This is a genomic window from Stappia sp. TSB10GB4, from assembly GCF_900185745.1.
Lineage (GTDB): Bacteria > Pseudomonadota > Alphaproteobacteria > Rhizobiales > Stappiaceae > Stappia.
In genome coordinates this window covers 128,052-150,630 of record NZ_FYAV01000031.1, presented here as the reverse complement: position 1 = coordinate 150,630, position 22,579 = coordinate 128,052, and the positions used below count along the sequence as shown (strand labels likewise).

The window sequence follows — 22,579 nt, the reverse complement described above, 5'->3', positions numbered from 1 at the left end:
GCTGGTGATGGGGCCGGGCCGCCTGCCGATGGCTTCCCTATGACCGCAGCAACACCTCCCGCTGCGACAGATTCTTCCGTTGCCTTGTCCGAAACGGAAGAATCTGTTGGCCGATTTGCCCTATATAGAGGGAGAGGTCGGTTCCGACCGCCATGTCGCTGACGGTTCACCTGGCGGCTTCGGAGGGGAGTTGCGGATGAACCAGGACATTGGAGATCGAGTTGCAGAGCCTCCGCGCGGTGCGCATTCGGCTGGCGGCGACGCGAGAGACGATCTGGACGCGACGCTGCGGGTCGATGCCTATTCCGCCAAGATCGTTCCCGTGACCCCGCAGCAGCGGGATCTCCTGTATGAGCTGACGGTCAGCGTGTTCTGGCCGCACCGCAACGACGACCTCGATCTGTTCATCTCTCTGGGTCACGGCTACATCGCCCTGGATGAAATCGGCCGCCCGCTCGGTTCCGCCATGTATTTCCCGATGGGCGACGATTTTGCCATGCTCGGCATGATGGTGACGCCGCCGCGTCTGCAGGCGCAAGGGGCGGGACGCTGGCTGTTGCGGCGGATCATGCGCGACTGCGGGACGCGCGACCTGCGGCTCAGTGCAACGCGCTCCGGTTATCGGCTCTACGAAAGCGCCGGGTTCATTCCGGTCGGGCCGATCCGGCAGCACCAGGGGATCGTCCGACCGGTTTCATCGCCGGACCCGGTCTCGGGCATCGCGTTGGCGGCGGTGTCGCAGGCTGACAGCGAGGCGATCAAGGCGCTCGACGCCCACGCCTTTGGGGCCGATCGCGGCGGGATGCTCGACGCCTTGCTCGACCTCTCCAGCGGCGTGATCGCCACCCGCGCGGGCAAGGCCTGCGGCTTTGCCCTGATGCGCCGCTTCGGCAAGGGGCAGGTGATCGGCCCGGTGGTCGCCGAGACCGAGCAGATGGCACTGCAGATCATCGCTCCCCTGATCGCCAAGGCAGAGGGCACATTCGTGCGGATGGACGTCCCGGCACCGGGGCCCGCCTTGAGCAGCTTTCTGACGGCGTCCGGGATGGCGCTGTTCGACACGGTCACCGAGATGCGGATCGGCCCGCAACGCCGGGCGAGCGAGGGCGCCGTGACCTTCGGCCTCGCCGCCCATTCGCTGGGCTGAGCGTCAGGACAGGCGGTCCTTCACCTTGAACCACAGCCCCGCCAGGGGCAGGAACCAAGGCTTGCCGTCGAGGGCCGGAACGGGCGGCCAGTTCAGCCCATCGAGCGGATTGGTGTCCTTGCGCCCCATGGCCAGATCGGCCAGCACCTGCCCCAGAAGCGTGGAAAGCTGGGCGCCGTGACCGGAATAGCCCATAGCGTAGAGCATGCCGTCTGCTTCGCCCGCCCGGGGGAAGCGGTCCTTGGTCATGCCGACCAGTCCCCCCCAGCAATAGTCGATTTCGACATCGGCAAGCTGCGGGAAGATCTGCGCCATTGCCTGGCGCAGCATCTTGCCGGACTTGGCGTCCGAGCGCTGGTCCGAAACCGCCGAGAAACGGGCGCGGCCGCCGAAGATCAGGCGGTTGTCCGGCGAAAGGCGGAAATAGTTGCCGATGTTCATCGAGGTGACGCAAGTGCGGTTGCCCGGCATCGTTGCCGCGACCTCCTCGCTGGTCAGAGGGCGGGTGGCGAGGAGGAACGAGCCCATCGAGATGATGCGCCGGCGGAAATATCCCAGCGGGGCCTGTGGCACCTCGGCGGAATAGGCGCCGGTCGCCGCGATGACGGTGGTGGCCTGAAGCCGTCCGCGCGGCGTGACCAGTTCCCAGCCATCGCGCGTCCGGTCGCGACCGGTCACCGGCGCGGTTTCCCAGATGGTAGCGCCGTGTCTAACCGAGGCCTCGGCAAGACCTGTCAGGTAACGCCCCATGTGCATCATGGCCGATTTCTCGAACAATGCGGCGCCGTGGAACGCATCAGAGCCGATTTCGCCGGCCAGATCCGCCCGGTCCAACCAGCGGGTCTCGGGATCGACTTCACGCGAGACGAGATCGTAATTCGCGCGCAAGGCCGCCACATGCGAGGGCTTCGAGGCCAGTTTCAGCTTGCCCGCCCGGCGGAAATCGCAGGCGATGCCCTCCTCGGCGATGAGGTCCTCGATCATGTCGATCGAGCGGTCATAGGCGCGGTACAGGGCGCGGGCACGGTCCGGGCCCAGATGCGCCTTGGCATCGGCATAGCCATGGGCGATGCCATTGTTCAGATGCCCGCCGTTGCGTCCCGACCCGCCGGCACCGACGGGCCCCGCGTCCAGGACAGCGACCCTCGCCCCCGCGCGCGCCAGCTTGCGGGCCGCGTTCAGTCCGGTGAAACCGGCGCCGATCACGGCCACGTCAAAGCGGCCGTCGACGGGAGCTGTCTGCCCGCCGGCAAAGGCGGGGGCCGTATCGTGCCAGTAGGACAGGTATCTCATCGCCACCCTCGCTTCACAGTCCCAGGGCGGCCGGAAGCGCCGACACGGTGGGGACCTCGGTATAGCCGTAATAGGGATTGGCGGGTTCGTGGCCGCGATTGACCCAGACCTTGTTGGTGATGCCGAGGTCATGGGCGGTCATCAGATCGTAGCGGAAGCTGGACGAGACATGCACGATGTCCTGCGGTCCGCAGCCCAGGGTGTCGAACATGTATTCGAAAGCCTGCATCCGCGGCTTGTAGGCTCCCGCGCTTTCTGCGGTCAGGACATGGGTGATGGGCGCGCCCAGCCGGGCAATATTATGCGGGATCTGGGCATTCATCGAATTGGTCAACGCGACCAGCGGGATCTCCTTGGCGACCTTTGCGAGGCCCTCGGGCACGTCCGCATGCGGGCCCCAGGTGGGGACCCGGTTGTAGATCTCGACAGCCACCGCCGGGTCGAAGGCGATCCCGTGGCGCTTGCAGGTCCGCTCCACCGCGTTGTGAACCACGTCGGCATACGGCTTCCAGGGGCCCATCACCTCGTCCAGCCGATAGGCCGAGAAATCGCGGATGAAGGCCTCCATCTGCTCCGGCGACAGCAGATGCTGGAAGTGGTCGCGGGCGGCGCCAGCCATGTTGAAGAAGACCATGGTGCCATGGCAGTCGAAGGTGACGAACTTGGGACGGAAGGTCATGATGGTCTCCGATGAGGTGTGATGACCCAGCATCCTCGGTTTCTGGCAACAGACCTTGCCGCGTTTGCCGGTGCAAGCGCAGGAAATTGCGTTTGTTCGGTGAAGAGCGGCACAGCCTGCCGTGACGCCGGCGCATTCGGCGACGATGGCGGCCGGGGCCAGGGCAAAGTTGCCCGGTCAGATCGCGCCAGGAGCCAAAGACCATGACCACCATCGTTCCGATTGCCTCCATGCCCGGCTTTGCCCCGCGCACGAGCGTGCCGGCTGAGGATCGGCTGATCGCCGGCGCTCCGGCCTTCAGCACCTGGGAATTCGACAGCGCGCTGTCCGGGCCGGCCCGATGGGGACAGGTCCGTACCGGCATATGGCAGGCAACGCCCGGCGAGACGCGCTCGATCAAGGGCGACACGCTCGAGTTCTGTCACATCCTCGAGGGGCGGGTGGAGATCGTCTCGGACGATGGAGAGGCCTGGACTTTCGGGGCCGGCGACAGTTTCGTGATGAAGCCGGGCTTCGTCGGACGCTGGCGCACGGTCGAGACGGTCCGCAAGATCTATGTTTTCATCGAAGAGTGACGGCACAGATGGCAAAGGAGGCAATGTCAGCCGAAGACATGCTGGCCCGTCTGGTCGCGTTCCCGAGCGTGGCGGGCCGTCCGAACGGTCAAATCGTCGGGTTCATCCGGGATTGGCTGGGCGCGCAGGGCGTGGTCTGCCACTACCTTCCCGGCCCCGAAGGCGACCGGGCGAACCTGTTCGCGACCATCGGCCCACCAGATCGACCGGGCTATGTCCTGTCCGGGCATCTCGATGTGGTGCCGGCCAGCGAACCGGGTTGGCAGGCAGACCCCTTCGTCCTGCGTGCAGACGGAGAGCGGCTGATCGGGCGGGGGGCTTGCGACATGAAGGGCTTTGTCGCAGCCGCCCTTGCCATGGTGCCCGATCTCGTCGATCTGTCGTTGACCGCTCCCATCCATCTGGCGCTGTCCTATGACGAGGAGATCGGCTGTCGCGGTGTGCCGCATCTTCTGGCGGCGATGCCGGGACTTTGCGCACCGCCCGCAGGGGCAATCATCGGGGAGCCGTCCGACCTGACACCCGTTCTGGCCCACAAGGGCAAGGCCGCGATCCGGTTGAGCGCGGAGGGCGTGGCCGGGCATTCCTCCCGCCCGGATCAGGGGATCAACGCGATCCACGCGTTGGTTCCGGTGCTGGACGCGGCGGTGCGGCAGGCGGCGGCACTGCAGAGCGGACCACAGGATCCGCGCTTCGAGCCACCCTGGTCCAGCCTGCAGATCGGTACCCTCGCCGGCGGACTGGCGGTGAACGTCATTCCCGATACGGCCGTGGCCGAACTGGAGGCCAGGGCGATCGCGGGAGTGGATCCCGCCGGGCTGCTGGCACCGGTGACCGCCGCAGCCGAGGCCGCGGGGGTCGAGGTGGAGACGCTGTCAGCCTATCCCGCCCTAGCCCTGCCGCCCGATCACCCGCTGGCCGGACTGATCGCGCGGCTTGCGGGAAAGGCTCCGTTGGGGGCGGTCAGCTACGGCACCGAGGCCGGATTGTTTCAGGCAGCCGGCATACCGGCGGTGATCTGTGGCCCGGGCACTATCGCGCGTGCGCACAAGCCGGAGGAATATCTGACGCGGGACGAGTTGCACGGCGCCAGCGCGATGATCCGCCGGCTTGGGGTGAGCTTGTGTGGCTGACGGCATTTTATGCGGCTCCGTGCGGTGGCGCTTGGCGCAAACTGCCGCCGGTGCGCGGGAACAGGACAATCATGCTGTGCAGGCCCGTCTAGTTTGGGAACCAAGGCTTGTATGGAAAAGACAGGTAACCCAACGATGATCCGACTTGACCGACCTGCACTGCCGGCTCTCGATTTCGTGCCGCTGACACCGGAGCACCTGCCTGCTGCTCTCCTGCTCTCGCAGGCCGCCGGCTGGCTGCACCGGACCGAGGACTGGGAGCTGACCCTGTCCGTCTCAAAAGGCGTGGCGGCGATGGACGGCGAGCGGCTCGTCGGCACGGCATTGTGTTCGGCCTTCGGGCCTGTCGCGACGCTGAACATGATCATCGTCGCCGAGAGCATGCGCGGCCGGGGGGTCGGCCGCCAGTTGATGCAGCGTGTCATGGCTTTGGCTGGCGACCGTGAGATGCGGCTTGTCGGCACACAGGAGGGCCTGCCGCTCTATCGCAAGCTCGGTTTCGTGGAGCGGGGACGGATCCTGCAGCACCAGGGGCTGGCCCGGGCCCTGCCGCCTGAGCGCCCGGTTCGGATCGGACCCGAAAATCTCGAGACCCTGGCCGCGCTCGATACGGCAGCCAGCGGGATGGAGCGGACGGCCCTGCTTGCGCGTATCGCGGCTCTCGGGGAGACCCTGCGCACCGATGGCGGGTTTGCCTTCCTGCGCAGCTTCGGTCGCGGTCATGTCGTCGGCCCGGTTGTGGCACGGGATGTCGGCGCGGCGCGCGCGCTGATCTCGGCGGCGGCGGAACGGATGGCGGGACGCCTTCTGCGGGTCGACCTGACCGAGGCACACGGTCTTGCCCCGCATGCCGAGGCACTTGGCCTTGCCCCTGTCGGCGACGGCACGGCGATGGTGCATTCGCCGCGTTCTCACCCCTCGTCGGACTATCAAACCTATGCCCTTGTCTCTCAGGCACTGGGCTGAGCCCACGGAGCGCACATGCCGTCCAAGCCCTCTCTAGCCAATTCGCTTGTCGAGCTGGATCGACAGCATCTGGTTCATCCTGTCTCGTCGTTTCATGGCCATGCGGCGCGCGGTGTGCGGGTCCTGGCTTCGGCCAAAGGGGCCACGGTCACCGACGCCGAAGGGCGCGAGTTGATCGACGGCTTCGCAGGCCTGTGGTGCGTCAACGCCGGCTACGGGCAGGAAAGCGTGGTCGCCGCGGCGATGCGTCAGATGCGCGAGCTGCCCTATGCGACCGGCTATTTCGATCTTGGCGCGGAAGCGCCGATCCGCTTGGCCGCGGCTCTGGCCGAGCGGGCGCCCGGCGATCTGAACCACGTCTATTTCACCCTTGGCGGATCGGACGCGGTGGACAGCACGATCCGTTTCATCCGCTATTACTGGCATGCAAAGGGGCAACCCGAGCGGGACCAGTTCATCTCGGTCGCGCAGGGCTATCACGGCTCCAGCAGCGCGGGAGCCGGGCTGACGGCGTTGCCGCTGTTCCATGACGGTTTCGGCATTCCCTACAGTTGGCAGCACAAGATCAGCTCGCATGACCTCTACCGCAATCCGCTCGCTCGTGATCCGCAAGCGGTGATTGAGGCTTCGGTCGCCGAACTGCGCGCCAAGGTCGAGGCGATCGGCCCGGATCGGGTCGCGGCTTTCTATGTGGAGCCGATCCAGGGCTCGGGCGGGGTGCTGGTGCCGCCGGACGGCTGGGTTCGGGCGCTGCGCGAGACCTGCGCCGAGCTTGGCATTCTGTTTGTCGCGGACGAGGTCATCACCGGCTTCGGCCGCACCGGTCCGCTGTTCGCCTGCGAGGACGAAGGCATCGTGCCCGACCTGATGACGGTCGCGAAGGGCCTGACCTCCGGCTATGTTCCCATGGGGGCGGTGCTGATGTCGGATCACGTCTATCAGACCATCGCCGACGGCGCGGGGGCCAAGGCCGTGGGCCATGGCTTCACCTATTCGGCGCATCCGGTTTCGGCTGCAGTGGGGCTTGAGGTGCTTGCCCTTTACGAGGGCGGGCTGCTGGAGAACGGCCGCCGGATGGGCGCGCGGCTGCAGGCGGGGCTGCGCGGACTGTCCGACCATCCGCTGGTCGGCGATGTGCGGGGCAGGGGAATGCTGGCGGCGGTGGAGCTCGTGACCGACAAGGCGGCGAAGACCCCGCTGCCCGCAGCGCTTCAGGCTGCCACCCGGCTTTTCGATCGGGCCTGGGAGCAGGGACTGATCGTTCGTTCCTTCGCGCAGGGCGTGTTCGGCTATGCGCCGCCGCTGTGTTGCACCGAAAGTGAGATCGACGCCATCGTCGAGCGGACCCGCAAGGTGCTGGACCTGACGCTGGACGATCCCGAGATCCGGAGCGTGCTGAGCTGATGGCGCTGCTGTTTCTCTCCACGCCCAATCGGGCGCCGGTCTGGCGGGCGATCCTGTCGGAGGCAGGCGAAACGATGTTCGAAGGGGAAGAAGCCGTCACTGACCCGGCGCTCGTGACCGAGATCGCCTGCTGGGTGCCGCCCAAGGACCTCGGCCGCTATCCCAATCTGCGCGCCGTCATCTCGGTGGGCGCGGGGGTCGATCACCTGCCGCCGATGCCGCCGGGGGTCGCGCTGTCGCGCACTCTGGCGCCGGGCATCGAGGCGATGGTGCGCGACTGGGTGGTGATGGCGACGCTCTTGCTGCACCGGGATCTGCCGCTCTATATCGACCAGGCGCGGCAGGGGCTGTGGCGCCCCCATCCGGTGCAGCCCGCTACGGCGCGGTGGGTCGGCATCCTGGGCATGGGACGTATCGGCAGGCTGGCTGCGCACAGCCTTCAGGCTCTGGGCTTCGACGTCGCGGGCCTGTCGCGCTCGGGGGGCGGACGTGATGCGGAACCGGGGAGCGTGCCGGTTTTCGCCGAGGGAGACGTCGAGGCGTTTCTGGCCCGCAGCGACCTGCTGGTCTGCCTCCTGCCGCTGACGAGCGAAACGCGGGGTGTTCTCGGTGCCGGCACTTTCGCGGCGCTTCCGGCAGGAGCGGGCCTGATCCATGCCGGGCGGGGAGGGCATCTGGACATGCCCGCCTTGCGCGAGGCTCTGGACACCGGCCGGCTGTCGGGCGCGGTGCTGGACGTGACCGATCCCGAGCCCCTGCCGGCCGATCATTGGCTGTGGCGCGATCCGCGGGTCATCGTCACTCCGCATGTCGCGGCGCAGACAGACCCGGCCGAGGGCGCGCGACATGCTTTGGCGGTCATCCGGGCGCTGCGCCTTGGAATCGCTGTTCCGGGCCTTGTCGATCAGCAGAAAGGGTATTGAAACGACCCGGGTGGGCGTTCCTTCCCGCAGCGGGGGATCAGTCGCGGTCGACGAACAGGCGGGTGAGGGGGATCTGCTGTTTTACGAAAGGGGTCTTCAGAACGACGAAGCTGAAATATTTGTCGATCCCGATGTCCCGGTCGATCAGCCCTTCCAGGATCGTCTGGTAGTCGGCGATGCCCGAGGTGACGAACTTGACCAGATAGTCGTAGCCGCCGGAGACAAGATGGCACTCGACGCAACTGTCGATCTTCTCCAGCGCCTCCTGAAAGCGGGCGAAGTCGATCTGGCGGTGGTTCTTGAGGGTGAATTCGGTGAAGACTGTCAGCGTCTCGCCAAGGCGGGCGAGATCGATCTGCGCCGTGTAGCCGGTGATATAGCCCGCCTGCTGTAGCTTCTTCACCCGCATCAGGCAAGGGGACGGTGACAGGTGCACCTCCTCGGCCAGTTCGACATTGGTGATTCTGCCGTTGCGTTGCAGCACGGCCAGAATCCTGATGTCGATCCTGTCGAGTTTATACGGTGTCGTCATACCCATGCCCCGCAAGCGCGCCGCTCCCAACTCCCTGCGGAGCGTAAGGCGCTATCCTGATCTAGAGCATTCTATTTCCTACGTCCGTTCAACAGGAAATGCCGTCCGGCCCCGATATTCCGGAACATTGCACTGTGTCGCCCCGGCTAGGGTGTGCGAGATCAAGGGAGCCCGACATGTCCGCGCCGCTGCTGCTCATCGACACGCCGAACATTCTGCCGCCGGTTGCAGATTGCGTGGTGATCGGTGGCGGCATCGTCGGGGTGTCGGCGGCGTATTGGCTTGCGAGGGCCGGGCAGACCGTCGTTCTCCTGGAAAAGGGGGCCGTGGGAGCCGAGCAGTCCAGCCGCAACTGGGGCTGGTGCCGCCAGCAGAACCGCGATGCTCGCGAACTGCCGCTGTCCACCCGCAGTCTCGACTTGTGGGAGGCTATGGCCGCGGACATCGGCAACAGTCTGGGTTTTTCCCGTTGCGGCCTTCTGTATCTGTCCAACGATCCGGTGGAGCTCGAGGGCTGGGCGAAGTGGGGCCGGTTCGCGCGCGGGGTCGGCGTGGACACGCGGATGTTGACCGCCGAGGAGGCGACGGCCCGCGGCGCTGCGACCGGGCGACCCTGGCTCGGGGGTGTCTGGTCGCCAACCGATGGCATCGCGGATCCGGCGCGCGCTGCGCCGATGATCGCGCGCGGCATCGAGAAACACGGCGGACATGTGGTTCAGGCCTGTGCGGCGCGAGGGATCGAACTGGCGGCCGGCCGCGTCTGCGGTGTGATCACCGAGGCTGGGAGGATCCGCACGGCGTCGGTCGTGGTGGCAGGTGGTGCCTGGTCGGCAAGTTTCCTGCACCAGTTGGGGATCGTCTTTCCTCAGGCTTCGGTGCGCAGCTCGATCCTTGCTCTGGCACCCGGAGTTGACGGACTGCCCGATGCCTTGCACACCGCTGCCGTCTCGGTAACGCGGCGCGGCGACGGCGGCCGTACGCTGGCCATTTCCGGGTATGCCAGCCTGGATCCGACTCCCGGGGCGCTCGCCGGGATGCGGCATTTCCTGCCGATGTTCGCCCGGCGCTGGCGGTCGCTGCGCCCCGGCGGCTGGCAAGGCTGGGCCGCCGGGTTCGAGACGCGCCGGAGATGGGCTCTGGACCGGCCGACGCCGATGGAGCGGACACGCATTCTCGATCCCCGGCCGTCCTCCCGGGTGATTGCGGAAACCCTGGGCCGGGCACAGGCGCTGTTGCCGGCCCTGCGCGCGGCTTCGGTCCAGGCCGCCTGGGCCGGCTATATCGACAGCACCCCGGACGGGGTCCCGGTGATCGACGCCGACATCGGAATTCCCGGTCTTGTTCTTGCGGCAGGATTGTCGGGCCACGGCTTCGGCATCGGGCCGGGAGTGGGCCACCTGATCGCCGACCTGATCCTGGGCCGGACCCCGATTACCGAGACGGCACAGTATCGGCTGGCCCGGTTCGGCCACAGCCAATGGGGCAAGGTCGCCGAGTTCTGACGCCGTCCATGCCGGCGGGGTCCGAACTGCGCCGGACACCCGGACGCGCCCCGCGCAATCTTCTGTCGGACAGGAAGCGACAACGGCGGAATCTGCTGCGACCTGGACCCATACGACAGCATTCGCTGCTTTGCGGGCGGCACCTTCTTCCAGTCACGCTGCGTGCCCGAAGAGGTCCCGAAATGAGTCTCGCCTTCGACCCGTCCGACGTGTCCCTCACGTCCGCCCATTTCATCGATGGGCGGTATGTCGCGGGGGCAGCGGAGATCGGCGTGACGGCCCCCTCGGACGGCCGTGCCCTGCAGGGTGTGCCGCGCGGCGATGCCGATGTCGTCCACCATGCCGTGACTGCGGCCGGCGCCGCGCTGCGGCGCACAGGGTGGGGAAATTGTACCCCGCGGGACCGGCTGCGCGCGCTGCAACGGTGGGCCGATCTGATCGAAGCCGAGGCGGTGACCCTCGCCCGACTGGAGGCGATCTGTTCGTCGCGGCCCTATGCGGACGTCATCGCCGGCGACATTCCCGTTTCGGCCGAGCAGATCCGCTTCTTCGCGGAGTTCGCCGACAAGGAAGGGGGCGACCTCGTGCCGACATCGGATCGGCAGGTCGGTTGGATCTCGGATGAGCCCTATGGCGTAGTCGCGGCGATCACGCCTTGGAACTTTCCGATATCGATGGCGGCGTGGAAGCTGGCGCCGGCCCTGGCGGCGGGCAATGCGGTCGTCCTGAAGCCGTCGGAATTGACGAGCTGGTCCGCCCTCTACATGGCCGAGCTCTCGGTTCGGGCCGGGATCCCGCCGGGGCTTGTCAATGTGGTGCTGGGGGACGGAGAGGTCACGGGCAAGGCGCTGACCGTTCATCCCGAGGTTGCCAAGATCTCCTTTACCGGCTCGACGCGGGCCGGCGCCCTGATCATGCGGAACGTGGCGCAGGCGGGTATCCGGCCGATGACACTGGAACTGGGCGGCAAAAGCCCGATGGTCGTCTTCGACGATGCGGACCTCGATCTTGCGGCTGACTGTCTTGCGCGCGGCATCCTTCCCAATGCGGGGCAGTTCTGCGTCGCCGGATCGCGGATGATCGTGCACCGGTCGATTGCCGAAGATCTGGCGGCCCGGCTGGTCGCAAGGTTCGCGGCCGAGCGCCCGGCCGCCACCTGGCTCGAAACGCCTGGCTTCTCGCCCATTATCTCGCTGACCCAGCTCCAGCGTATCGACGGCATCGTGCAGGCGGCCTGCCGTGCCGGGGCGGACCTCGTTTGCGGCGGCGACAGGTTCGAGGGGGAGGGGAGCTACTACCGGCCCACGCTTCTGGCCGGCGTGGAGGCATCCAACCCGGCGGTGACGGAGGAGATCTTCGGTCCGGTGGCGACCTTCCAGACCTTCGAAACCGAGGACGAGGCGATGCAGTTGGCAGCGCATCCGACCTATGGCCTCTGTGCCGGCCTGTTCACCCGGGACCTGTCCCGCGGGTTGCGGCTGACGCGGCAACTCCAGGCCGGAACGGTCTGGGTCAACCGCTACAACCGCTCGCGCGACCACATTCTGCCCACGGGCGGATGGAAGGCCAGCGGGCTTGGCAAGGATCTGGGTCGCGAGGCCTATCGCGCGAACCGACGTTCGAAGTCCGTACTGATCGCCCTGTGAAGGCCCTGAAACTGCACTGCGACTGCAGCGGCACTTCCTGCCGCGCTGGAGGAGACATGATGAAGCTGCAAGACCCTAACTTGTTCCGCAACGCCGCGCTGATCGACGGTCAGTGGCTGACCCGTCCCGAGATGGATGTGAACGATCCTGCCACTGGAGCGATGCTGGGGCGATTGCCGGACTGCACGGCGGATGAAACCCATGCCGCCATCGCCGCCGCTGAACGGGCGATGGTTGACTGGCGCGCCCGGACCCATGAACAGCGCGCCGACATCCTGATGCGCTGGTATCACCTGATGCTGGAAAGCACGGAGGATCTGGCGCAGATCCTGACCGCCGAACAGGGCAAGCCGCTTTCGGAAGCCCGCACCGAGGTCGCTTATGGCGCCAGCTTCGTGCGCTGGTTCGCGGAAGAGGCGCGGCGGATCAACGGCAAGCTCATCCCTTCGCCAGTGGCCGGCAAGAAGATCCTGGCGCTGAAGGAGCCGGTCGGCGTCTGTGCCATCATCACGCCCTGGAACTTCCCGATCGCGATGATCACCCGCAAGGTGGCTCCCGGACTTGCGGCAGGTTGCACGATGGTGGTCAAGCCGTCCGACCTTACCCCCTATTCGGCGTTGGCACTCGCGGTTCTGGCCGAACGCGCGGGGATCCCAGTGGGTGTGCTGAACATCCTGACCGGCAGACCCGAGGCGATTGGCGCGGCCCTGACCGGGAGCCCGGTCGTCCGCAAGCTGAGCTTTACGGGGTCAACCCGCGTTGGCGCGCTTCTGGCCGGGCAATGCGCCCCGACGTTGAAGCGGCTGAGCCTGGAGCTGGGTGGAAATGCGCCCTTCGTCGTCTTCGACGACGCCGATCTGGAGGCGGCGGTCGAAGGCGCCATGGTGTCGAAGTTCCGAAACGGCGGACAGACCTGCGTTTGCGCCAATCGGATCATGGTGCAGGCGGGCCTCCATGATGCCTTTGCCGAAAGACTGGCCGCGCGCGTCGATGCCCTGCAGGTCGGGCCGGGAACAGAGACCGGTGTCGCCATCGGGCCGATGATCAACGTCGCAGCCATCGACAAGATCAACGCCCATGTGGCTGATGCGCTGGACAAGGGCGCCACGCGCCTCACGCGGGCCCGCAACCTGCCCTCGAACTATGCAGATCCGGTGGTTCTGGCTGGTGCACGGCCCGACATGCGGTTGGCGGGCGAGGAGACGTTCGGGCCGGTCGCGCCGATCTTCCGCTTCGAGACCGAGGCCGAAGCGCTGGCGCTGGCCAACGGCACGCCCTTCGGCCTTGCCGCCTATTTCTACACCCGCGACATGGCGCGGGCGTTCCGGTTCGGCGAGGCGCTGGAATTCGGCATCGTCGGGCTGAACACCGGGGCGCTGAGCCATGAAGTCTCGCCCTTTGGTGGCGTGAAAGCCTCGGGCCTTGGACGCGAGGGCGCACAGGAGGGGATCGAGGAATATCTGGAGACGAAGGCGTTCCACTTCGGCGGGCTCTAGTCACCCGAATCTGAAGTTCGTCACATGTCTCGGCATGCTCTGAACGAACTTCAGATTCAAAAGGGTGACTAGCAAATCTATGTTTCTAGTGTGGTTTTCGAATTTGAAATACGCTCACCGGCACGCTGCAAAAATGAGGCGTATTTCAAATTCACCACACTAGGCTGTGACCTCATAATTCCGGCGAGAAACGGTCTGCGCGAACCTCCTGGCATATCATTGCCGGGGCAGGCTCCGATTTCGGCAAAAGCATGAGGCCACGACCTAAGTCAGGCCCGCTGCCGGCGGTGCTTTTGTGCTGGCGAAAGTTCATGGTATGTTCTAGTATCCTTGCATGATCGAACCTGTCGCGACCCTGCCTCCAGGCATCCCCGCAGATGTCGATGACAGCGGGACTGCCGGGACGGAACATTCCTTCACCGCTCCGCCGGCGGCGGGGCCGGTTGCGCATTGCGCAACTCCGGAGGCGGAGCGGATCGGGAGGCAGGTCGCAGCGCCGGCCGGGGCGGAGGCGGAACCGCGGGCCGAACAACCGGCAGGGGCTCAGGCCAGTTCTCCAAGAGCGGCCGAAGAGCTCGGCCTTGGCGACCGCTATCGCTACCTTGCGGGGGCCTCCGGCCGGCGCTACCTGTTTTCCCGTCTGGGCCTCGATGCCCTGGAGGATTGCCGCAACGCTGTGATGGTGGTCGGCCTTGGCGCGACATCGGCCATCGGCTCCGTGCGGCGCGTGTGGATCGGCGAGATCGACCGCGAGGGCATCCGGCGCGGCCCAGCCCTGCCTCGCGCCCTTGCCCTTGCAGCAGAGGGGGATCGGGACGCTGCGCTGGTGCATCTGCTGGCGGGCGATGCGGCTGAGCGGCGCAAGGTCCTGGAGGATCTTGCCGCCGGCCTTGAGCAGGCCGGGCTGGAAACTCTGGTCGCCTGACGCGACCGTAACGGAAGGACGGGTTCGGCTGATGATGTTCGACGGTATCGATCTCGTTGCCGTGTTGGCGGCAGCGGTTGCCTCTTTCGCCGCCGGGGCTGTGTGGTACGGCCTTTTCGGCAAACTCTGGGCCCGCGCCGCGCGCCTGACAGAGACCGAACTTCGCCTCCGGCCTTTGCTTCTGGTCACCAGCTTCCTGTGCCAGTTGCTGATGGCACTGATCTTCGCCGGCATCATCTACCACGCCGGGCCGATGAGCGTCGGCAACGGAGTGCTCTCCGCCGTGCTGGTCTGGACAGGCTTCTTTGCCACCAGCCTGACCGTCAATCACCGTTTCCAGGGGGCCTCATGGGGATTGACCCTGATCGACGGCGGCCACTGGCTTGCGGTACTGCTGGTGCAGGGGGTGATCCTCGGGTTGATGAGCTGACGCAACGTCCTTCCCTGCCTACGAAAGAACGATTGCTGCGAAGTGGACGGCCCGAGCCGCGATCCTCATAATGCGCGGCGACAACGAGGGGGCGCTCCCTGTTGCGCGCGCACCTTGAGATACTGGGAGGTTCCGTATGTCCGAAAATCTCTATCCGGTTCCGTCGGCGATCGCCGCGTCGGCCCTGGTCGACGAGGCGAAGTACAACGAGATGTACGCCGCTTCGGTCGACGATCCGGAAGCGTTCTGGGGCGAGCATGGCAAGCGGATCGACTGGATCAAGCCCTATACGAAGGTCAAGAACACCTCCTACGACCCGCACAATGTCTCGATCAAGTGGTTTGAGGACGGCACGCTGAACGTCTCGGCCAACTGTGTCGACCGGCATCTTGCCACCCGTGCCGACAAGCCGGCGATCATCTGGGAGGGTGACGACCCGTCCGAGCACCGGGTGATCACCTATCGGGAGCTCGCCGGCGAGGTGAACCGCTTCGCCAACGTGCTGAAGGATCTCGGTGTTTCCAGGGGTGACCGGGTCACGATCTATCTGCCGATGATCCCCGAGGCCGCCTATGCGATGCTGGCCTGCGCCCGGCTCGGCGCGATCCATTCGATCGTCTTCGGCGGCTTCTCGCCCGACAGCCTGTCGCAGCGCATCTCGGGCTGCGAGAGCAAGGTCGTGATCACCGCCGACGAGGGATTGCGCGGCGGACGCAAGGTGCCGCTCAAGGCCAATGTCGACAAGGCGGTGGAGAAGGCTCCGGTCGACAAGGTGCTGGTGGTGCGGCGCACCGGCGGCAGTGTCGCCATGAAGGACGGCCGGGATGTCTGGTATCACGAGGCGCGCGAGGGCGTATCCGACGTCTGTCCGCCGGTCGAGATGAACGCCGAGGACCCGCTCTTCATCCTCTACACCTCCGGCTCGACCGGTCAGCCCAAGGGCGTGCTGCACACCTCCGGCGGCTACCTCGTCTATGCCTCGATGACTCACCAGTATGTCTTCGACTGCAAGGACGATGACATCTACTGGTGCACGGCGGATGTCGGCTGGGTGACCGGCCACAGCTACATCGTCTACGGTCCGCTGGCCAACGGCGCGACCACGCTGATGTTCGAAGGCATTCCGACCTATCCCTCGCCGGCGCGGTTCTGGGAGGTGGTCGACAAGCACAAGGTGACGATCTTCTACACCGCGCCGACGGCGATCCGCTCGCTCATGGGGGCCGGCACCGAGCATGTGACGAAGACCTCGCGCGCGTCGCTCAGGATTCTTGGCTCGGTCGGCGAGCCGATCAATCCGGAAGCCTGGATCTGGTATCACGAGAATGTCGGCGACGGCCGCTGCCCGATCGTCGACACCTGGTGGCAGACGGAGACGGGTGGCATCCTGATTACGCCGCTGCCGGGAGCTACCGCGTTGAAGCCGGGCTCCGCCACGCGGCCCTTCTTCGGCGTACAGCCGGCGCTGGTGGATGCGGAAGGTTCGATCCTGGAAGGAGCGGCAGAAGGCAACCTGGTGATCATCGATAGCTGGCCGGGGCAGATGCGCACGGTCTATGGCGACCACGAGCGCTTCGTGCAGACCTATTTCTCGACCTACAAGGGAATGTACTTCACCGGCGATGGCTGCCGGCGGGACGCGGATGGCTACTACTGGATCACCGGCCGCGTCGACGACGTCATCAATGTCTCCGGTCATCGTATGGGTACCGCCGAGGTCGAATCGGCGCTGGTCGCTCATCCCAAGGTCTCGGAGGCTGCCGTCGTCGGCTACCCGCACGATCTCAAGGGTCAGGGCATCTATGTCTATGTGACGCTGATGGCCGGCGAGGAGCCGACCGAGGAGCTTGCCAAGGAACTGCGCGCCTGGGTGCGTCAGGAGATCGGCCCGATCGCCTCGCCGGACCTGATCCAGTTCGCTCCCGGCCTGCCGAAGACCCGATCTGGCAAGATCATGCGCCGCATCCTGCGCAAGATCGCCGAGGACAGTTTCGAGAATCTCGGCGACACCTCGACCCTGGCCGATCCGGCGGTGGTCGACGACCTGATCGAGAACCGCCAGAACCGCGGCGCCTGAAGCACGGTCACCGGGTACGGGACCTCCCGAACGACTTGGAAAATGCCAAAAGCAGAAAGGGGCGCGGGTGTTATCCGCGCCCCTTTCCGTTCTCGTCCTCGACCCCGTGGCCGGATGGACCTGCGCACGCGGCGGCGGGCATGTCCGGGGACCGCCGTCAGTTGAAGAAGCGGTAGCCGGGCTTCTTTGCCGGCTCAACATCCTCGCCGGCATCCGGGCCGGGATCGTCGGGCATATGCTTCAACGGAAACTCGATCGGTCGCGCCAGATCCGGCTCTCTGGTCGCGGCGCCCTTCGCATCGGCGCCGCTTGTGTTGCTCGGCGGGGCGACGGTCGCCGCCGGCAGGGGCGCGGTGCTGCTGGTTGAAACAGCCGCTGCCTTGCCGCCGGGGGCCTCCGGCTTGGAAGCGTCCGGCTTGAGGGCATCCGGTTCAGGAGTGGGTGCGGCCGGTGCAGGCTCTGCGGAACCCGCGTCCGGCGCTAGCGCCGCCGGTTCGGCTGCGGCAGGCTTCGCCTCCTCTGCCGTGGACTTGGGTGCTTTCGGTTCACTGACCGACGCGGAATCGGCCGGCAGGACCTCGACTGCCGGGCCGGCGTTGAGGGCGGCAACCTCCTCCGGTGTCGCGGGTATAGAGGCGGCGAGCGCAGGCAGCGCCTCGAACATCGCCTCATCCAGCGCTTCAAGCGAGGTGTCGTGATGGTCGAGCATGGCGGGGGGCGAGGTCCAGACAAAGGCGTCGAGCCGGCCATCTACCGGGGAGACCGGAGCCCAGGTCTCGCTGACCACGCCATCCGCGACCCAGGCCGGATCGGCGGGCGCGCGCACCGCGCGGGCGAGCCACTCGCGCACGCGGCCACGGTCTCCGTGCTGGCTTTCCTCCAGTTCCGCCATCAGCAGGAACACGCGGCGGGTCGGCTCCAGCGTCATCGCCGCCTTGAGCTGGGCACGGGCGAGGCCATAGTCCGAGGCTTCCAGCGCGGCGCGCGCCAGCGCCAATGCGCCTTCCGCATTGTGGGCGCGCAGCGCCGCCAGCGCCTTGACGCGCTTCAGCCGGTCGAGCGCAGAATCGCCCGTGCGCGCATGGGCATAGGCATCGGCCAGGTCCGGATGCGGAGAGAGCTTCCAGGTGGCCTCGACCACCTTCATCGCCTTGCGAATGTCGCCGCGCCGGGTGGCAAGCCTTGCCGCGACGACGGAGGCTGGCACCAGGTCCGGCGCGAGCCCATGCGCCTCGGAGGCCAGCCCCTTGGCCTGGTCGGGATCGCGGTCCTCCAGTTCCAGCGCCTGGGCGGTGAGCAACACCGCCTTGTGGCGCCGGAAGGTCTTCTTGTCGACCAGTTTGGCGGCGTAGTTGCGCTCCAGCGAGCGGATTGCCTCGGCCCAGTCGCCGGCGACGGCCTGGTAGCCGAGCACCGCGCGGCCGGCCCAGGCAAGGCCCGGCACCAGCTTCGCCGCCTCTTCGGCATAGTGACGGGCGGCGACCGGCTCGCCGACGCGCTCCGCCTCGACATAGAGCCCGTGCAGACCGACCGGTCTGAGGCTCGGGTCCTCCAGCATTGCCTCGAAGCGGCCGCGCGCCTCTTCGTGGCGGCCGGCGAGCTGGGCGCTCTGGGCGAGCAGCAACGCGGCTGCCGGCTCGTGGCCGAGCAGTTTTGCCGCCTCGCCGCCATGGCGTGAGGCGCTGGCAGCATCGCCGACGCCGAGTGCCAGCATGCCCTTCGACAGGGCATCATATCCGCGATCACGGCGGCGGCGGCGGAAGAAGCGGCCGACAAGGCCGGGGGAGCGCATCAGCAACAGCGCCAGGTTCCACAGGAAGATGCCGATGGCGAGCAAAGCCAGCAGCGCCACGGCCGCGGTCATCAGCCCGGTCTCGATCCGATAGCCCTGCCAGTCCAGTGTGACGAGGCCTGGCCGGTCGGCGATCCAGGCCATGCCAAGTGCGGCTGCGAAGATCAGGGCGATGAAAATCAGCAAGCGGATCATGTCGTCTCTACTCCCGGCGGCTCGTTGCCCGGCGGTTGGCGCGTACCTGGCGCGGCGCTTGTCAGTTCGATGCGGCGGGCGCGGCCGATCCGCCCATCGATTTCAGCACGTCGCCGGTTACCCGGTCCATCAACGCGTCGACGGCAAGCCGTGCCCGCGCATCTGCGACCCAGTCCGCGCCGGCGGCGCGCACCGTCTGCGGCAGTTCCTCGTAGGCAGTCAGCGCTCCGGCGAGATCACCGCTGTCGACGCGCGCCTCCATGCGGCCGAGTGCTGCCTGCGGCGTTGCCGCATCGCTCTCGCCCGGTTGCCGGATCGAGACGAGCGCCCGGGCATTGGCGAGCAGCCCGCCGACGAGGTCGCCATCGGCGGGGGCGTCGATCTCCGCGGCCATGGTGCGGGCAACGGCCGGGAAATTCGCTTTCAGCACTGAGCGCGTGGGAACGCCGCGGTCCGCCCGCGCCGTCAGTGCGGACAGGTCGGTGCCCTCGGGCAAGGCCGAGGCGACCGCGGCAAGCTCGGTGGCATAGGGTTCGCCCCGGTCCATCGCCGCGCGCAAGGACGAGACGGCGACGGCCCGGGCTGCGGTCTCCCGCGCGCTGACATCGCCCATGCGGGCCTCCACCGGCGACAGCCGGTCGTCCAGCGCCGTCAGGCGTGCGGTCAGGCTGGCGACGCCTTCCTCCACCCGCGCGGCCAGCGAGGTCTGGCCGTTCGAGAGCGTGTCGAGCTCCTGCCTGAGACCGGTGAGCGACCCTTTCAAGTCCTCCAGGTCCTGGCCGAGGGTGGTGGCGCGATCGCGCAGCTCGGCAAGGCCGCCCGAGAGGTCCGACGTGTCGGGAAGCTTGGCGGCAAGTTCGCCGAGGCGGGCGGTCAGCGCCTGCTGATCGTCGGAGACCTGCTTGAGAGCGGCATCCAGCGTATCTTGGGCTTCCTGCAGGCTGGCCAGACCGGCGCTCTCGCCAGCCCCGCCGGAGGAGACGAAACGGCGCAACTCGGCGAGGCCCGTCTCGATCTCGGCAATGCGGGCCGTGGCTTCCTCGGGCAAGGCGCCCGTAGCCGCGTCCGGGGCAGCACCGGTGTCTCGCAACGCGGCCTCCAGGTCGGAGATGCGGCTTTCTGCGGCCTTCAGGCCCGCCTCGACCGCAGCCGATGGCGTTTCCCGCTCGGCCAGGCCGGCAAGTTGCGTCTCGAGGCCGGAAATGCGGCTCTGCGCTGCGGTCAATGCCGACTGAAACTCGGTCGAGATAGCGCCGGAGGACAGAAGCCCGGCCTGATTGGCGCCCCAGACGCCACCAAGGGCCACGGCCCCACCGATCAACGAGGCGGCGAGCAGGCCGCCGAAGCCGGTCGAGGACTTTGCGTCGCCGGCTGCGGCCGGCTTGTCGCGTGGAGGCTTCGACGCCGCGCTCGCAGCCGAGGGCGTTGTCGAGGAGGTCGGCTTTGCCGTCTCCGTGGTTGCGGTCCCGGCGCTTGCGGCAGGGCCACTCCCACCGGCAGATGCCGAGGATGCGGTCGGGGACGATGCAGAAGATGTGGCGGCCGCCGACTGCGAGGATCCGGAAGTTGTCGCCGCCGAGGCCGGCTTCGCGCCGGTGGTCGAGGAGGAGACGGAAGAGGGACCCGAAGACCCGGACGGGACCTGCGAACTGCCGGGGGGCGTGCTGCCCGAGCCGGATGCGGTCGAGGCGGTTGCCGGCGAGGGGGGGGCGCTCGAGGGCTTCGCGCTGCCGGCGGACGGGGAGGAGGTTGCGCCGCTTGCCGGCTTTGCGGAGGAGCTGGCACCCGCTGAAGATGCGGATGGCGCGGCGGCGGCAGATGAAGCGGAAGAGCTGGCGGAGGACGCGGACGATGTCGAACCGGCCTTCGCTGCGCCGACCTCCTTTGCCTGCAGGTCGATGGTCACCGGCTTGCGGCCCGCCCCAGTGGCCGCGGCCGCCTTGGTGTCGGTCGCCGGCTTCGGGTTGCCCGCTTTTGGATCAGCGGTCTTCGAAGCGGTGCTGCTGAGGTCCGGCTTCTTGCTGTCGGCAGCCATGAACGGTCTCTCCCTTCGATCCTTCACCGGGGCCGGTTCTCGGCACGTGGCCAGTATAGCGCGTCCGGCGGCGTCCTTGCCCCTCACCCCTTTGTCTATGTTCGCCGCTCTTGCGGTGCAAAACAAATTTGCCCCGAAGGGAGTTTCGCCGCAGCTTCGAAAGAGGCGTCAGCCGGGTGGCGTCACCCCGGCAGCAGCGCCAGCAGCCCCGCTTCGTCCGGGGTTTTCGCCACCTCCACCGGTCCGAGATCGGCCAGCGGTTCGCCCGCTTCCGCTGAAATGGCGAGAAAGCGGAACGGCGGTCGATCGGCCCATGCGGCAAGGGCCGTGGCCAGCGCCTGGGCGGAGCGGCGGGAATAGACGGGCGCGAGCACCGGCTCCGTATGCGCTGACAGGGCCGTACGGATCTCCTGCGGCAAGCTGCCTATCGGTTCCATCGCATAGAGCTCGACCAGCCGACAGGCGAGTCCGGCTGGTGCGAGCAGCCCGGCAAGGTCGCCCGAACGGTCACGCCCGGCAAGATGCAGAACCACGCCGCCGGCCGGAACACCTGCCTTCAGCGCTGCGGCGAGCGCCGTAAGGTCGCCGTCCGCCGCGTGGGCCTCGGCAAAGCCGGCGACCCGCGCCGCCCGAGCGGTCGCCTCTCCCACCGCGTGAAGCGGCAGGGCATAGTGGGCAGGCGACAGAAGCGGCAGGGCCGCCTCGACGCCTCTCGCGCTGGTCGCCGCAATCGCTGCCAGCCCCTCTGCCGGCGGCACGGCATCCGGCCCGGGATCGAGCCGGGCAAAGGCCAGGAGCGGGGCCACATAGACCTGGTGACCGGCCGCGCGGTAGCGGGCGGCACTGCGGTCGGCGGCGGGCGCCGGGCGGGTCACCAGAACATGGGCCATGGCTCAATACGCGAAGAAGTCCGGACCGCCGCGGCGCTTCAGCTCGGCGCCGGCATCGCGGCCCATCGCTTCGGCCTCGGCCGCCGTCCCCTCCCGCCGGGTCTCGTGCACCGTGCGCCCGTCCGGCGTCAGGATCAGCCCTTCCAGCACCAGTCGGTCGCCGGAAAGGCGCGCCAGCCCGCCGATCGGCGTGCGGCAGGAGCCGTCGAGCTCGCGCAGGAAGGCGCGCTCGGCCACAAGGCAGGTCTCGGTCTCTCCGTCATGGATGGTGGCGATCATCTCGCGCGTCTTTGCGTCGTCGGCGCGCGCCTCGATGCAGATCGCCCCTTGGCCGACCGCCGGCAGGAATTCCTCCACCTCCAGCAAGGAGGTGATGACATGGGCAAGGCCGAGCCGGCGCAGGCCGGCATTGGCGAGCAGCGTCGCGTCGACGACGCCGTCGGCGAGCTTCTGCAACCGGCTCTGGACATTGCCGCGATAGGTCACCACTTCGATGTCCGGCCGCAGGCGCTTGATCATCGCCTGGCGGCGCAGGCTCGAGGAGCCGACCACTGCGCCCTGCGGCAGGTCGGCCAGCCGCGCGGCCTTCGGTGAAATGAAAGCGTCGCGCACATCCTCGCGCGGCAGGAAGGCGATGATTTCGAGCCCGTCGGGCAGCACCGTCGGCATGTCCTTGGAGGAATGCACGGCGATGTCGATCTCCCCCTCCAGCATCGCCGTTTCCAGCTCCTTGGTGAAAAGGCCCTTGCCGCCGACCTCGGAGAGCGGCCGGTCGAGAATGCGGTCGCCGGAGGTCTTGATGACGACGATCTCGAAGGCTTCCTGCGGCAGGCCGTGGGCAGCCATCAGCCGGTCGCGGGTCTCATGCGCCTGGGCGAGCGCCAGGGCGCTGCCGCGCGTGCCGATGCGCAAGGGGAGGCCGGAATGTTTTGTTTGCAA

The 22,579-nt window shown here is 67.4% G+C and carries 19 protein-coding genes; 12 read left to right on the top strand and 7 right to left on the bottom strand.

All coding sequences use genetic code 11. The features are described from left to right. The first annotated feature begins 106 nt into the window (after nt 1–106). Nucleotides 107–1,147 carry a GNAT family N-acetyltransferase gene (locus TSB10GB4_RS05435; protein ID WP_186394881.1) on the top strand — a complete coding sequence of 347 codons (1,041 nt, stop codon included), beginning with the start codon at nt 107–109 and terminating at the stop codon, nt 1,145–1,147. A gap of 3 nt (nt 1,148–1,150) precedes the next feature. Here TSB10GB4_RS05435 and TSB10GB4_RS05430 read toward each other — a convergent pair whose 3' ends face one another. Together TSB10GB4_RS05430 and TSB10GB4_RS05425 are read right to left on the bottom strand one after the other, a co-directional pair. Next, nucleotides 1,151–2,440 (bottom strand): FAD-binding oxidoreductase, encoded by a 1,290-nt coding sequence (locus TSB10GB4_RS05430; protein WP_186394880.1) that lies wholly within the window; start codon nt 2,438–2,440, stop codon nt 1,151–1,153. A gap of 13 nt (nt 2,441–2,453) precedes the next feature. Further along, nucleotides 2,454–3,122, bottom strand: a complete 669-nt coding sequence (locus TSB10GB4_RS05425) for a haloacid dehalogenase type II (RefSeq protein WP_186394899.1) — start codon at nt 3,120–3,122, stop codon at nt 2,454–2,456. Nucleotides 3,123–3,322: 200 nt separating this feature from the next. On the opposite strand from TSB10GB4_RS05425, the gene TSB10GB4_RS05420 reads away from it, so the two are divergent. The 5 genes from TSB10GB4_RS05420 (at nt 3,323) to TSB10GB4_RS05400 (ending at nt 8,120) form a co-directional block, all read left to right on the top strand. Further along, the gene (locus TSB10GB4_RS05420) at nt 3,323–3,694 is read left to right on the top strand and encodes a cupin domain-containing protein (RefSeq protein WP_186387669.1); all 372 of its coding nucleotides are present in this window, start codon (nt 3,323–3,325) and stop codon (nt 3,692–3,694) included. Between the two features lie 23 nt (nt 3,695–3,717). Further along, a complete protein-coding gene (gene argE / locus TSB10GB4_RS05415; RefSeq protein WP_186394898.1) occupies nt 3,718–4,827 on the top strand; it encodes an acetylornithine deacetylase in 1,110 nt (369 codons plus the stop codon). 135 nt (nt 4,828–4,962) lie between these two features. Next, complete coding sequence (locus TSB10GB4_RS05410) at nt 4,963–5,793, top strand: GNAT family N-acetyltransferase (RefSeq protein WP_186394879.1); 831 nt, start codon at nt 4,963–4,965, stop codon at nt 5,791–5,793. A 15-nt stretch (nt 5,794–5,808) separates the two neighbouring features. Continuing rightward, a complete protein-coding gene (locus tag TSB10GB4_RS05405) occupies nt 5,809–7,197 on the top strand; it encodes an aspartate aminotransferase family protein (RefSeq protein WP_186394878.1) in 1,389 nt (462 codons plus the stop codon). Further along, on the top strand, nt 7,197–8,120 hold the full coding sequence (locus tag TSB10GB4_RS05400; protein WP_186394877.1) for a glyoxylate/hydroxypyruvate reductase A: 924 nt from the start codon (nt 7,197–7,199) through the stop codon (nt 8,118–8,120). Before TSB10GB4_RS05405 ends, TSB10GB4_RS05400 begins: the two co-directional genes overlap by 1 nt. Nucleotides 8,121–8,157: 37 nt before the next feature. Here the strand turns inward: TSB10GB4_RS05400 and TSB10GB4_RS05395 are convergent, their stop codons facing one another. Then, nucleotides 8,158–8,652, bottom strand: coding sequence for an Lrp/AsnC family transcriptional regulator (locus tag TSB10GB4_RS05395; RefSeq protein WP_186394876.1), 495 nt, complete (start codon nt 8,650–8,652; stop codon nt 8,158–8,160). 176 nt (nt 8,653–8,828) lie between these two features. On the opposite strand from TSB10GB4_RS05395, the gene TSB10GB4_RS05390 reads away from it, so the two are divergent. The 6 genes from TSB10GB4_RS05390 (at nt 8,829) to acs (ending at nt 16,728) form a co-directional block, all read left to right on the top strand. After that, nucleotides 8,829–10,154, top strand: coding sequence for an FAD-binding oxidoreductase (locus TSB10GB4_RS05390; protein ID WP_186394875.1), 1,326 nt, complete (start codon nt 8,829–8,831; stop codon nt 10,152–10,154). 182 nt (nt 10,155–10,336) lie between these two features. Continuing rightward, the gene (locus tag TSB10GB4_RS05385; protein ID WP_186394874.1) at nt 10,337–11,800 is read left to right on the top strand and encodes an aldehyde dehydrogenase; all 1,464 of its coding nucleotides are present in this window, start codon (nt 10,337–10,339) and stop codon (nt 11,798–11,800) included. Between the two features lie 56 nt (nt 11,801–11,856). After that, nucleotides 11,857–13,296, top strand: a complete 1,440-nt coding sequence (locus TSB10GB4_RS05380) for an NAD-dependent succinate-semialdehyde dehydrogenase (protein WP_186394873.1) — start codon at nt 11,857–11,859, stop codon at nt 13,294–13,296. A gap of 334 nt (nt 13,297–13,630) precedes the next feature. Further along, complete coding sequence (locus TSB10GB4_RS05375) at nt 13,631–14,221, top strand: hypothetical protein (protein ID WP_186394872.1); 591 nt, start codon at nt 13,631–13,633, stop codon at nt 14,219–14,221. A 31-nt stretch (nt 14,222–14,252) separates the two neighbouring features. Then, nucleotides 14,253–14,651, top strand: coding sequence for a DUF1761 domain-containing protein (locus TSB10GB4_RS05370; RefSeq protein ID WP_186387659.1), 399 nt, complete (start codon nt 14,253–14,255; stop codon nt 14,649–14,651). Nucleotides 14,652–14,787: 136 nt separating this feature from the next. After that, nucleotides 14,788–16,728 carry an acetate--CoA ligase gene (gene acs, locus TSB10GB4_RS05365; protein WP_186387658.1) on the top strand — a complete coding sequence of 647 codons (1,941 nt, stop codon included), beginning with the start codon at nt 14,788–14,790 and terminating at the stop codon, nt 16,726–16,728. A gap of 157 nt (nt 16,729–16,885) precedes the next feature. Here the strand turns inward: acs and TSB10GB4_RS05360 are convergent, their stop codons facing one another. The 4 genes from TSB10GB4_RS05360 to hemC all read right to left on the bottom strand — a co-directional run bounded on the left by TSB10GB4_RS05360 (nt 16,886) and on the right by hemC (nt 22,579). Continuing rightward, complete coding sequence (locus TSB10GB4_RS05360) at nt 16,886–18,715, bottom strand: heme biosynthesis protein HemY (RefSeq protein WP_186394871.1); 1,830 nt, start codon at nt 18,713–18,715, stop codon at nt 16,886–16,888. Nucleotides 18,716–18,776: 61 nt separating this feature from the next. Then, nucleotides 18,777–20,021 (bottom strand): COG4223 family protein, encoded by a 1,245-nt coding sequence (locus tag TSB10GB4_RS05355; RefSeq protein ID WP_186394870.1) that lies wholly within the window; start codon nt 20,019–20,021, stop codon nt 18,777–18,779. 911 nt (nt 20,022–20,932) lie between these two features. Then, nucleotides 20,933–21,640, bottom strand: a complete 708-nt coding sequence (locus TSB10GB4_RS05350) for a uroporphyrinogen-III synthase (protein WP_186394869.1) — start codon at nt 21,638–21,640, stop codon at nt 20,933–20,935. Between the two features lie 3 nt (nt 21,641–21,643). Next, nucleotides 21,644–22,579, bottom strand: a complete 936-nt coding sequence (hemC, locus tag TSB10GB4_RS05345) for a hydroxymethylbilane synthase (RefSeq protein ID WP_208984456.1) — start codon at nt 22,577–22,579, stop codon at nt 21,644–21,646.